Source organism: Pseudomonas sp. C2B4 (assembly GCF_013359695.1).
In the GTDB taxonomy this organism is placed as follows: domain Bacteria; phylum Pseudomonadota; class Gammaproteobacteria; order Pseudomonadales; family Pseudomonadaceae; genus Aquipseudomonas.
Genome location: NZ_JABFMU010000001.1, coordinates 127,901 through 140,698 on the forward strand (window position 1 = coordinate 127,901; position 12,798 = coordinate 140,698).

Sequence of the window (12,798 nt, forward strand, 5' to 3'; positions counted from 1 at the left end):
TGATTAAAAAGGGTAGCCTCGGCTACCCTTTTTTCTTTTCCGACGTTCCTCACTTTGGTCGCAGCCGCTGACCACCCAGGATTGGTAGCCAGTCATGTCTCTCGAAATCGTTATCCTCGCTGCTGGCCAAGGTACGCGCATGCGTTCGGCCTTGCCGAAAGTCTTGCATCCGATTGCCGGCAATTCGATGCTCGGCCATGTTATCCACAGCGCCCGACAACTTGATCCACAACGCATCCACGTGGTGATTGGCCATGGTGCCGATGCCGTGCGTGAACGTCTGGCCGCTGACGATCTGAACTTCGTCCTTCAGGACAAACAATTGGGCACCGGTCATGCCGTGGCCCAGGCCGTTCCTTTTATCAAATCCGATACCGTGCTGATTCTTTACGGTGACGTACCCTTGATAGAAGTGGAAACGCTGCAACGCCTGCTCAAAAAAGTGGCGCCGAAGCAATTGGGGCTGCTCACCGTCGAACTGGACGACCCGACCGGCTACGGCCGTATCGTTCGTGGCGCCGATGGCCAGGTCACCGCCATCGTTGAACAGAAAGACGCCAATGAAGCCGAGCGTGCGATCACCGAAGGCAACACTGGCATTCTGGCGTTGCCTTTCGAGAGCCTGGGCGGTTGGATGAGCAGGCTCTCCAACAACAATGCACAAGGCGAGTATTACCTGACCGACGTAATTGCCATGGCGGTCAGCGATGGTCTGGTGGTGGCCACCGAGCAACCGCACGATGCCATGGAAGTGCAGGGCGCCAATGATCGCAAGCAGCTTTCCGAACTGGAGCGTCACTATCAATTGCGCGCCGGTCGCCGCTTGATGGCCCAAGGCGTAACGCTGCGCGACCCGGCTCGTTTCGATGTTCGCGGTGAAATCACCGTTGGCCGTGACGTGCTGATCGATATCAACGTAATTCTTGAAGGCAAGGTTGTCATCGAAGACGACGTGGTGATCGGCCCGAACTGCGTGATCAAGGACAGCACCCTGCGCAAAGGCGTGGTGATCAAGGCGAACAGCCATATTGAAGGCGCGATTCTAGGTGAAGGCAGCGATGCAGGTCCGTTCGCGCGTCTGCGTCCAGGTACGGTACTGGATGCGAAGGCGCATGTGGGTAACTTCGTCGAGCTGAAAAACGCGCACCTGGGCGAAGGCGCCAAGGCCGGCCATTTGACCTATCTGGGCGATGCCGAAGTTGGCGCGCGCACCAACATCGGTGCTGGCACCATTACCTGCAACTACGATGGCGCCAACAAGTGGAAAACCGTGCTGGGTGAGGATGTCTTCATCGGTTCCAACAACTCGTTGGTGGCGCCTGTGGATATCCTCGACGGTGCGACTACCGCAGCTGGTTCGACCATTACCTCCACTGTGGATAAGTCCCAGTTGGCGGTGGGGCGTGCTCGTCAGAAGAACATCGATGGCTGGAAGCGGCCAGAGAAGGTCAAGAAAAGCTGAGTTATCCACATACCGATGATCAGCTGAAGTTACACACAGGTAGATCCATCGCATTCGCGGGCAAGTCCGCTCCCATAGGGTTATCAACATGCCCTGTGGGTGCGGCTTGCCCGCGATGCTTTTATCCACAGAGCTTTTTATCACCTCGCGCTTGACGAAGTTTCGCTGATGGGTTTTGATTGCTTCCGTTATCTTTCGAATCGAAACTTAATAGCCCATGTCGAAGCGCAACACTCCTCAACGTCGCCACAACATCCTGGCCTTGCTCAACGAGCAGGGCGAAGTCAGTGTGGATGAACTTGCCAAGCGCTTCGAAACTTCGGAAGTTACGATTCGCAAGGATCTGGCGGCACTTGAAAGCAATGGCCTGCTGCTGCGTCGATATGGCGGCGCAATCACCATGCCTCAGGAACTGGTGGCCGATCTTGGTCAGCCCGTCTCCAAGTACAAACAAGCCATCGCCCGCGCTGCGGTGACGCGGATTCGCGAACATGCACGGATCATCATCGACAGCGGCAGCACCACCGCAGCGATGATTCCTGAACTCGGCCAACAACCGGGGCTGGTGGTGATGACCAATTCCCTGCACGTCGCCAATGCCTTGAGCGAACTCGAACACGAGCCGGTGTTGCTGATGACCGGCGGAACCTGGGACCCGCACTCAGAGTCCTTTCAGGGGCAGGTTGCCGAGCAGGTACTACGCTCTTACGACTTTGATCAGTTGTTCATCGGTGCCGACGGTATCGATCTGATCCGCGGTACAACCACCTTCAACGAACTGCTGGGTTTGAGCCGGGTCATGGCCGAAGTTGCCCGTGAAGTGGTGGTGATGGTCGAGGCCGACAAGATCGGCCGCAAGATTCCCAATCTGGAACTGCCCTGGAGCAGTGTCCATACCCTTATTACCGATGATCGCCTGCCGCAAGCGGCACGGGATCAGATTCAGGCCCGCGGCATCACTTTGATTTGCGCGGCAGTCAGTCAGGAGAAATAGCATGTGTGGAATTGTTGGCGCAGTCGCAGAACGTAACATCACCGCCATCCTGGTCGAAGGCCTGAAGCGTCTGGAGTACCGTGGGTATGACAGCGCCGGTGTGGCGGTTTATACCAACGACGAAAAGCTCGAGCGCCTGCGCCGCCCGGGCAAGGTCAGCGAGTTGGAGCAGGCCCTGGCCGAAGAAGCGCTGGTGGGGCGTCTGGGCATTGCCCACACCCGTTGGGCCACTCACGGTGCACCGTGCGAGCGTAATGCTCACCCGCATTTCTCCGGTGACCTGGCGGTGGTGCACAACGGCATCATCGAAAACCACGAAGCGCTGCGCGAACAACTCAAAGCCTTGGGTTACGTCTTTACGTCGGACACCGACACTGAAGTCATTGCTCACTTGCTGAACCACAAGCTCAAGGATCTGCGTGACCTGTCCGTAGCCCTCAAGGCGACCGTTAAAGAATTGCACGGCGCTTACGGCCTAGCGGTCATCAGCGCCCAGCAACCAGACCGTCTGGTGGCGGCCCGTAGTGGTAGCCCGTTGGTGATTGGTCTGGGCCTGGGTGAAAACTTCCTGGCCTCCGACCAGTTGGCTCTGCGCCAGGTCACCGACCGTTTCATGTACCTGGAAGAAGGCGATATCGCCGAGATCCGTCGCGACAGCGTTCAGATCTGGGACGTGACCGGTCAGGCGGTAGAGCGTCAGGCAGTGCAATACAGCGACGGCGCCGAAGCCGCTGACAAAGGCGAGTTCCGCCATTACATGCTCAAGGAAATTCACGAGCAGCCATCCGTGGTGCAACGCACCCTGGAAGGTCGCCTGAGTCAGAACCAGGTGCTGGTGCAAGCCTTCGGTCCACAGGCTGCAGAACTGTTCGCCAAAGTGCGCAACGTGCAGATCGTTGCTTGCGGTACCAGCTACCACGCCGGCATGGTTGCGCGTTACTGGCTCGAAGAACTGGCCGGTATTCCTTGCCAGGTCGAAGTCGCCAGTGAGTTTCGCTACCGCAAGGTCGTGGTGCAGCCGGACACCCTGTTCGTCACCATCTCCCAGTCTGGCGAAACCGCCGACACCCTGGCTGCCCTGCGTAATGCTAAGGAATTGGGTTTCCTTGCCAGTCTGGCCATCTGCAACGTCGGTATCAGCTCTCTGGTGCGCGAATCCGATCTGACCCTGCTGACCCAGGCCGGTCGCGAAATCGGCGTGGCATCGACCAAGGCATTCACCACTCAGCTGGTGGGACTGCTGTTGCTGACCCTGTCCCTGGGTCAGGTCCGTGGCTCCCTGGCCAACGGCGTTGAGGCCTCGTTGGTCGAAGAACTGCGTCGCCTGCCGACCCGTCTGGGAGAGGCGCTGGCGATGGACAGCACTGTGGAAAAAATCGCCGAGCTGTTCGCCGAGAAGAACCACACCCTGTTCCTTGGCCGTGGCGCGCAATTCCCGGTGGCAATGGAAGGGGCGCTCAAACTCAAGGAAATCTCCTACATCCACGCCGAAGCCTACCCGGCCGGGGAGCTGAAACATGGCCCGCTGGCGCTTGTGGATAACGATATGCCGGTGGTGACTGTTGCGCCCAACAACGAACTGCTGGAGAAACTGAAGTCCAACCTTCAGGAAGTTCGCGCCCGGGGTGGCGAGCTGATCGTCTTCGCTGACGAAAAGGCCGGCATGACCAATGGTGAAGGCACGCACGTTGTGCAAATGCCGCACATCCACGACATCCTGTCGCCGATCCTCTACACCATCCCGCTGCAGTTGCTGTCGTACTACGTCGCCGTGCTGAAAGGCACCGACGTTGACCAGCCACGAAACCTGGCGAAATCGGTGACTGTGGAATAAGTTATCCACAGCTGATCGAACCCCTAGAAATCGCAGCCCAGGCTGCGATTTTTTATTTGAGTCGAGGACGTTGTCCATGGACCGTTTCCAGGAAATGCAGGTCTTCGCAGCCGTCGCCCAGGACCAGGGCTTTTCGGCGGCCGCGCGACGCTTGGGCATGTCCGCAGCCAGTGTCACCCGAGCGGTGGCGGCACTGGAGAAACGCATCGGTACGCACTTGCTGACACGCACCACGCGCAGCGTGCATTTGAGCGAGGCGGGTCAACGGTTCCTTGAAGACTGTCGGAGAATTCTCACTGAAGTGCAGGAAGCCGAAGACTCGGCGGCAGGCAGCCATGCTCAACCTCGTGGGCAACTGACGATCACGGCACCGGTGTTGTTTGGTGAATTGTTCGTCACCCCGCTGATGGTGGATTTCCTGACGCAATTCCCGGACGTCACGATCAATGCGCTGCTGGTGGATCGCGTGGTCAGTGTGGTCGAGGAGGGCGTCGATGTGGCTGTGCGCATCGGTGAGTTGCCCGATAGCAATCAACATGCGATCCGGGTGGGTGAAGTGCGGCGGGTGATTGTTGCGTCGCCGCAGTTTCTGACGCGGCAGGGTCGGCCAACACATCCCCAGGATCTGACGCAGGCGCCGATGATTGCGACGTCCGCGATTGGACAGTTAAGAAGCTGGCCATTCCTGGAGAGTGGCGAACCTCTGAGTATCCGGGCTGAACCGCGACTGGTGGTGACGGCGAATCAGGCGGCCATTACCGCAGCGGCCCTTGGTTTGGGCTTTACCCGGGTGCTGTCTTATCAGGTCGCAAGCAAAGTGGCAGCCGGGGAGTTGGAGATCATCCTGGCGGACTTCGAAATGCCGCCACTGCCTATCCATGTGGTCTATCAGGGCGGCCGCAAGGCCCCGGCTCGAGTTCGCAGTTTTGTCGACTTCACGGTGAAGGCGCTCAGGGAGCATCCGGCCTTGCAGGCTTAAAGCTTTATTTCACCGAGTGAAATAATGGATTGCGTTTTCTGGTTATTCTGTTGTTTTGGTGAGTGGTGGAAGATGGCCGCCATCGGTGCTGAACTGAACAGCGCCATTCACCCGCGGAGTCGACCATGCAAGCCATCAAACTCTACAACTTCCCACGTTCCGGCCACGCTCACCGTGTGGAACTGATGCTCTCGCTGCTGGAGCTGCCGACCGAGCTGATCCTGGTCGACCTGGCCAAGGGCGAGCATAAAAAACCGGAGTTCCTGGCACTCAATGCCTTTGGCCAGGTGCCGGTGCTGGATGATCAAGGCGTAGTGCTGGCCGACTCCAATGCGATCCTGGTTTACCTGGCGCAAAAATATGGCAACGGTCGCTGGTTGCCTGCGGACCCGGTCGGCGCTGCAAAAGTGCAACGCTGGTTGTCCGCCGCAGCAGGTCCCATCGCGTTTGGCCCGGCGCGGGCCAGGCTGATCACGGTGTTTGGTGCGCCGTACAACCCTGATGAAGTGATCCCATACGCCCACACCGTGCTCAAGGTGATCGATAAGGAACTGGCCAATACGCCTTACCTGGTAGGCAATGAGCCGACCATTGCAGACGTGGCGGCCTACAGTTACATCGCCCATGCGCCGGAAGGCAATGTGTCGCTGGACGACTACGCCAACATCCGTGCCTGGCTGGCCCGGGTCGAAGCCTTGCCCGGTTTTGTCGGCATGCCGCGCACCGTCGCGGGTCTGCAAAAAACTGCCTGATGCTTGTGGCCCGACTTTTTCGGGCCCTTCACGCTGCGCCATGGGTGCAGGGGAGAAGCCGTAATGGACCGTTCACCGTGGCATGCCGGCGAGAAACAATTGCAGGCACATGTAGGCGTTGTCGAGCGCATGGAGACACTGGGTCGTAGGGTGATTCGCAGCGAGATGCCGGATCAGCACCGTACCTTCTACCAGCAATTGCCGTTCATGCTGTACGGCGCTGTCGATGGGGACGGACTTCCGTGGGCCAGCGTGCTGGAAGGTGAACCGGGTTTTGCCCATTCACCCGAACCGGGTCTGTTGCAATTCAGCAGCCTGCCGGCTGCCGACGATCCGGCGCAATTAAGCGAGGGTGCGGCGATTGGTCTGCTGGGGATCGAATTGCACACCCGGCGGCGTAACCGCATCAACGGGCGTGTCGGTGGCGTTTCGTCCAGCGGCTTCGCGGTGGCGGTGCAACAGTCATTCGGCAATTGCCCGCAGTACATTCAACTGCGTCAGTTTCGTACGGTACCCCTGGCGGACCCGGCAACGCGTATTGCCCAGCACCTCAACGAGCTGGATGACGCAGCCAAAGCCGTGATCGCCGAGGCGGACACGTTCTTTGTCGCCAGTTATGTGGATGTCGATGGCGAACGTTCGGTGGATGTTTCGCACCGTGGTGGACAGGCCGGATTCGTCCAAGTGGAAGGCAATCGCCTGACCATTCCGGATTTCGCCGGTAACCTGTTTTTCAATACGCTGGGCAATCTGCTGGTCAATCCTCGAGCCGGTTTGTTGTTCATCGATTTTAATTCGGGTGATCTGCTGCAATTGAGCGGCCACGCCGACATCATTCTTGACGGGCCGGAGGTTGAGGCCTTTCAAGGTGCGGAACGCCTGTGGGTGTTCCACGTGGAACACGTCGTGCGTCGTCCGGCTGCACTTGCCTTGCGGTGGCGGTTCGATGGCGTATCACCCACCAGTTTGCTGACTGGCACTTGGGCTCAAGCCAAGGCCCGTCTGCAAGCAAAGGCCCTGGGTGATCAGTGGCGTCCGTTGCGGGTGGTGAGCATCGAAGCAGAAAGCCACAACATCCGTTCGATCTATCTGGAGCCTGCCGACGACGCCGGGCTGCCGTTGTTTCAGGCCGGGCAGCATTTACCCCTGCGTTTCAACATTGATGGTGAGGTGCACATCCGCACTTACAGTCTGTCGAGCGCACCGTCCGATGACTTTTTCCGCATCAGCGTGAAGCGCGACGGGCGAGTTTCCTCGCACCTGCATGAACAGATTCGCGTCGGTGACCTGTTGGAAGCGCGTGCGCCTCAAGGGCATTTCACTGTCGCGCCGCACGAGCGTCGACCCCTGGTGCTGCTGGCCGCTGGGGTCGGTATCACGCCGTTGCTGTCGATGCTGCGCGAGGTGGTTTATCAGGGATTGCGCACGCGCCGTATCCGGCCGACGTTGTTTGTGCAGAGTTCCCGTGCGTTGGCCGATCAGGTATTTGGTTCTGAATTGGATCGCTTGCTCGAAGAGGCCGGGGACGCAGTCAGGGTGGTGCGTCTACTCAGCCAACCGGAGCCTGAGGCACGGGAAGGCGAAGATTTCGATTTGACCGGGCGAATCGACGTTGCCGTACTCAAGGACCTGATTGAGGCCGAAGACTACGATCAAGTGGATTTTGTCCTCTGCGGTCCGGGCAGCTTTACCCAAGGGCTCTACGACGGTCTGCGAGAACTGGACATACGCGATGGGCGGATTCATGCCGAAACCTTCGGTCCCTCTACGCTGCGTAGGCGTCTGGATCCTGATGCGGTCATCATCGAACAACCGCCCGCCGCGACGACCTCGGTCCCGGTGGTGTTCCAGCGCTCGGCCAAGGAAGCGCGCTGGCAACCCGAGGGTGGCAGTTTGCTGGAGTTGGCGGAAAGCCGTGGCTTGCACCCGGAATTCAGTTGCCGTGGCGGCTCCTGCGGGACCTGCAAGACGCGCCTGATCAGCGGCCAGGTGAATTATCCACAGCCGCCAGCAGAGGTGCCGGATGAAGGACAGGTATTGATTTGCTGTGCGATTCCAGCACAGGGAGCGCAACCTTTGGTGCTGGATCTCTGACGAATGTACGGAAGTGAACATTGCTCGTCGGTCGATGGCTGAGTAGGGTAATGGGCAGAACGAAAAGGGGCCGTCAAAGGCCCCTTTGTGCATTTCAGGGACAGGCGTTTTGATGGTTTCTCTTACTCGCTGGATGATCGGTTTGGCGGCGCTGGTGCTACTCAATGGTTGTGAGCAACAGGATGCACCGCCGCTCGATCAGCAGCTCTATGTCTGGCAACGGCAATGGACTGAGGCCCATGTCACGGCCCTCAGCGACAGTCGCACAGACTTCTCGACCCTGCGTGTTCTCGCCTTGCAGGCATTCCCCCAGGCGGGCTGGAGTCGGGCACGGATTGATCCGATGCTGCTCAAGCGTGATGGCCGACCGCTGATTGCGGTGATTCGTCTCGATGGTCAGCTCAGTTCGCTGAATCAGGACGAGGCGACAACGCAGATTCAACAGGTGATCAGTGACTGGCAGGCACAGGGTTTGAGCCTCGCGGGCGTGGAAATCGATCATGATGCGGGTAACGCGCGGCTATCGGCCTATCGTGAATTCCTGGTGCACTTGCGCGCAATACTGCCGGCCTCGTTGCCGCTCAGCATCACCGCGTTGCCGGCCTGGCTCGACAGTCCCGAGCTGCCAGGGCTGTTGTCCACCGTCGACATCAGCGTGCTGCAAGTCCATGCGGTGAGCGATCCGCGTCGGGGTCTGTTTGATCCGGATCAGGCGCGGCATTGGGTGAAGGCCTGGAGCCGCATCACCAGCAAACCTTTCTATCTGGCGCTGCCGGCCTATGGCGTGGCGTTGCTGTCGAGTGCCAGCGGTGCGCCAATCGTGGAGAGCGAAGTCAGCATCGAACGAGTGGGCAAACGCCGGGAGTTAATGGCCGATCCTCAGCATCTGAGTCAGCTCGGTGCCCAATTGCGCGCTGATCCCCCTGCGCATCTGGCGGGCCTCATCTGGTTTCGCCTGCCGCTGGCCAATGATCGTCGAGCCTGGAGCCTGACCACCTTGCGGGCGGTGGCTCGCGGTGATGAGTTGCGCAGCCACTTGGCGTTCAAGGTCTCGGCAGATCAAGGCCTGTATGACATCGGCATTCACAATGAAGGTAATCTCGACAGCGCCTGGCCCGAACGCCTGACGTTGGCGGTGCGGGGCTGTGAGGGGGCCGATGCGCTGGCCGGGTATGCATTGCAACAAAGTCCCGATCTGCTTACCTTCACCCGCCTGCGCGAAGGCCGGATAGCGGCCGGCGGGCAGCGAGCCATCGGTTGGGCGCGCTGCGCAAACATTGATCAAGGAGCGTCGAATGTTCACCCGTAACTGGCCACGCCATCTGTTGTGCCTGAGTCTCAGCCTGCCACTGGGTTCGGCGTTGGCGTGTGGTCCGGACTTTCCCATGCGCCTGCTGGACAACCGTGACCAGTCGCTGGCGGAGCTGCCGGAGGGAAACTTTCGGTTTGAGATCAATCGGCTTGGCCATGCGATCGCGGGTCTGAAAAATGTCACTGCAATCGCCTATGGCATGGACGCCACGGACTACGCAGAACAGCGCACTCAGGCCGAGCAAGTCGGATTGACCACTGAGCAGCAAGCGCTGGTGAAACAGCTGCGCGAGCTGAGCGATGCTCGCCAGGTCGAAGCGCAAGGCGCAGATCTGCCCGCCGAACTCAGGCTGTATCTGGCCGGGGCGGTGGCTTTTGCTGCCGATGACCAGGGCTTGGCGGCAGAGTATTTTCAGAAAGTTCTCGCACTGCCGGCGGATCAGCGAGCGTTGCGCAGCACTTGGGCGGCCTATTCGTTGGGCCGGGCGTTGTTCGCCATGAGCGCGCAAGCGGGTGCGAGTCCTGATCTGCTGGCGCAGTCGAGAAAGGCATTCGAGCAAACCCGCCAGTTGAGCATCGATGGCTTCAGCGATCCGCTGGAACTGGGCGTCGCCAGCCTTGGCGAAGAGGCCCGTGTGGCGCGAATTGCGGGCGACTGGAACAGCGCCATCGAACTCTACGCCACGCAAAACCGACACGGTTCGACAGTGGGCTACACCTCGTTGAAGTTGCTGGTGGCTGATCTGGCGGCAACGCCTGAGGTCAAGCTGGCTGAACTGCTCAAGGGCAAACCGGTGCAGCAACTGGTGACCGCGTCGTTGATCAGTCGACTGGGCTGGTCATTCGGTGATCAACCGCCGACTGAACAAAAGTTGATCAAGCTCCTGCAAAGCAGTACCCGCGGCAGTCTCGACAATGCCGATCGCCTGGCCGCGATGAATTATCAACAGGGCGATTACGTCAGCGCCAAGGCCTTCCTCGAGCATGCTGACGATGGCGGTCTGGCCTGGTGGTTGCGGGCGAAGCTGGCGGTGCGCGATGGGGATAAAAATGCGGCGGCTGCGGCCTATGCGAAGGCGGCGCAGGCCTTCCCGCAAGACGAATCCTGGGGCGAGCGCCGGACGCCGGACTGGGCGTTCGAATCCTTGCAGCCCAAGTGTCGGGTCGAGGGTGAGAGCGCGATCCTGGCCCTGCAACGTGGGGATTACCTGCAAGCGTTCGATCAGCTCTACCGCAGCAAAGAGATCTACTGGTTCGATGCAGCGACCGTGGCCGAGCGGGTGTTGACCGTCGATGAACTCAAGCATTACGTCGACACCCAGGTACCGGCGCCACCACCGTTGACTCAACAAGAGCGCGATAATTATGTGCCGCTGTCCGTGGCGGCGAAGTTGCGCAACTTGCTTGGGCGGCGTTTGCTCCGGGAAGAACGTTACGACGAAGCACCGGCGTACTTTGACAATGTTGAGTTGCAACATAAGGCCAGGTGGTACGGGCAGCTGCGACGGGATGCTGAATCGAAATGGTGGCCGACCAAACGGGCCTTCGCCTATTTCCATGCCGGGCAGGTGGCCCGTTACGACGGAATGGAGCTATTGGGCTACGAGATGTCTCCAGATTATGCGACGTTCGGCGGCAATTACAGTCTTGAGACCCCTGAGCTCAACGTGGGGCCGCTGATTGCCGAAGGCGAGGTCCGGCGGCAGAAAGCGACAGTGGCACAGCCTGATGAGCGCTTCCATTACCGTTATATCGCCACAGCTTTGGCGAACAAGGCTGCGGATCATTTGCCCCACAGCAGTCAGGCATTTGCGTCTGTGCTGTGCAAGGCATCAATGTGGGGCACCACTCTGCAGGAGCAAAGCGCCTTCTATCGACGCTACGTCGAGAACGGCCCCTATGTGGTGTGGGCTGGGGATTTTGGCCATCAATGCCAGGATCCCGACTTCGAGAACGCCGACAAGCGCTATGTCACCCAGGTCACCGACGCGGCTCGCTCAGCGCTCAGGCCGTACAAGACATTCCTGCAAATAGGCTCCGTGCTGGCGGTAGTTGCAGCGGCGCTGTGGGTGATCGTTCGCCGCCGCAAGGCTCAATGAATCACGCCTGTTGCACAAAGGTCAGCCGCACCGCGAAACCGATCAGCAGGCTGCCAAACAGCCATTGTTGCAGGCGCTGGGCCGATGGACTGCGTTGCAGCCAACGGCCCAGCGCGGCGCCGGCCAAGGCGTAAGCACTGTCGAACAGCAAACCCACGGCCACCAGCACCACGCCCAAGGTGGCGAATTGCGCGAGCACCGGTCCTGCCTGGGGGTTAATGAACTGCGGCAACAGTACTGAGCAGAACAACAGGGCTTTGGGGTTCAGCAGATTGGTCAGCAAACCGCGCTGGATCGCTTCCCGATAACGAGGTGGTTCGCCGGTTGCATTCGAACCGTTCAGGTTTGGCAGCATCGTCGTACGCAGGCACTGAATGCCGATCCACAGCAGGTACGCGGCGCCGGCCAGTCGCACCACATCGAAGGTCCAGGGCGCAGCCTTGAACAGAGCCGCCAACCCCAGCGCCGCCAGTGCGACATGACAGCCCCGGGCGATGGCCAAACCCACGGCGGTGGCCAGCGCCGCCCCTTTGCCCTGACGGGCGCCGGTCTGCAGCAGCAGGATCATGTCCGGTCCCGGCAACAGATAAACCACCGCCAGTGCCATGAAAAACAGCCAGAGTCCTGCCATGTTGCACCCCATTCGTTGTCGATTCGGTACGTCCAGTCTAGGGCGAAGGGGTGGGGCAGGTGCTTGCGTAGTCAGCTTCTAAAAGGGTTCTGCTTGGCATAACCTGCTATTAAATGAACGTTTAACTCTCCGGATCTGCCAAACATGAAACTCGATGCCTACGACCGCAAGATTCTCGCCGCGCTGCAACGGGACGGACGCCTGAGCAATGTGCAATTGGCTGACGAGATCGGTCTGTCGGCGTCACCCTGCTTGCGTCGGGTACGGATGCTGGAAGAAGCCGGGGTGATTCGTGGTTATCAGGCCAATCTGGATCGCGATGAAGTCGGGCTTGGGCTGACCGTGTTCGTGGGCGTGAAAGTCGAGCGCCATAACGACGAACAGGCCGAAGCCTTTCGCCTGGCGGTGACGGCGTTGCCTGAGGTGGTTTCGGCGTTTCTGGTGTCTGGGGAATCAGATTTTCTGTTGCAGGTGGTGGTGCCGGACTTGCGCGCCTATGACCGGTTTCTTACTGGATGCCTGCTCAAATTGCCGGGGGTGAGCGATATCCGCAGCAACTTTGCGATTCACACGGTGAAGGCGCCGGGGGCGTTGCCGTTGGGGCATTTGCCTGGCTGAGACCGAGTTGGTCCCATTCGCGAG

10 protein-coding genes are annotated in these 12,798 nt (G+C 59.7%); 9 read left to right on the forward strand and 1 reads right to left on the reverse strand.

Features of this window, described 5'->3' with window-relative positions:
* Positions 1-94 precede the first annotated feature (94 nt).
* The 8 genes from glmU (at position 95) to HNQ83_RS00680 (ending at position 11,525) form a co-directional block, all read left to right on the forward strand.
* Positions 95-1,462, forward strand: coding sequence for a bifunctional UDP-N-acetylglucosamine diphosphorylase/glucosamine-1-phosphate N-acetyltransferase GlmU (glmU, locus tag HNQ83_RS00645; RefSeq protein WP_175387200.1), 1,368 nt, complete (start codon positions 95-97; stop codon positions 1,460-1,462).
* Between the two features lie 217 nt (positions 1,463-1,679).
* On the forward strand, positions 1,680-2,456 hold the full coding sequence (locus tag HNQ83_RS00650) for a DeoR/GlpR family DNA-binding transcription regulator (RefSeq protein WP_175387201.1): 777 nt from the start codon (positions 1,680-1,682) through the stop codon (positions 2,454-2,456).
* A 1-nt stretch (position 2,457) separates the two neighbouring features.
* A complete protein-coding gene (glmS, locus tag HNQ83_RS00655) occupies positions 2,458-4,290 on the forward strand; it encodes a glutamine--fructose-6-phosphate transaminase (isomerizing) (RefSeq protein WP_175387202.1) in 1,833 nt (610 codons plus the stop codon).
* Positions 4,291-4,366: 76 nt separating this feature from the next.
* Positions 4,367-5,269, forward strand: coding sequence for a LysR family transcriptional regulator (locus HNQ83_RS00660; RefSeq protein WP_175387203.1), 903 nt, complete (start codon positions 4,367-4,369; stop codon positions 5,267-5,269).
* 125 nt (positions 5,270-5,394) lie between these two features.
* On the forward strand, positions 5,395-6,021 hold the full coding sequence (locus HNQ83_RS00665; RefSeq protein WP_175387204.1) for a glutathione S-transferase family protein: 627 nt from the start codon (positions 5,395-5,397) through the stop codon (positions 6,019-6,021).
* Positions 6,022-6,084: 63 nt separating this feature from the next.
* On the forward strand, positions 6,085-8,115 hold the full coding sequence (locus HNQ83_RS00670; RefSeq protein ID WP_175387205.1) for a pyridoxamine 5'-phosphate oxidase family protein: 2,031 nt from the start codon (positions 6,085-6,087) through the stop codon (positions 8,113-8,115).
* Between the two features lie 112 nt (positions 8,116-8,227).
* Entirely contained in the window at positions 8,228-9,424 is a 1,197-nt protein-coding gene (locus HNQ83_RS00675) for a DUF3142 domain-containing protein (RefSeq protein ID WP_175387206.1), read from the forward strand.
* The gene (locus HNQ83_RS00680; RefSeq protein WP_175387207.1) at positions 9,411-11,525 is read left to right on the forward strand and encodes a hypothetical protein; all 2,115 of its coding nucleotides are present in this window, start codon (positions 9,411-9,413) and stop codon (positions 11,523-11,525) included. Before HNQ83_RS00675 ends, HNQ83_RS00680 begins: the two co-directional genes overlap by 14 nt.
* A gap of 1 nt (position 11,526) precedes the next feature.
* Here HNQ83_RS00680 and HNQ83_RS00685 read toward each other — a convergent pair whose 3' ends face one another.
* Positions 11,527-12,156: a LysE family translocator gene (locus HNQ83_RS00685; RefSeq protein WP_175387208.1), complete on the reverse strand. Its 630-nt coding sequence runs from the start codon at positions 12,154-12,156 to the stop codon at positions 11,527-11,529.
* Between the two features lie 144 nt (positions 12,157-12,300).
* Between HNQ83_RS00685 and HNQ83_RS00690 the strand changes: the two genes are divergently transcribed.
* Positions 12,301-12,774, forward strand: coding sequence for an Lrp/AsnC family transcriptional regulator (locus tag HNQ83_RS00690; RefSeq protein WP_175387209.1), 474 nt, complete (start codon positions 12,301-12,303; stop codon positions 12,772-12,774).
* The last annotated feature ends 24 nt before the right edge of the window (positions 12,775-12,798 follow it).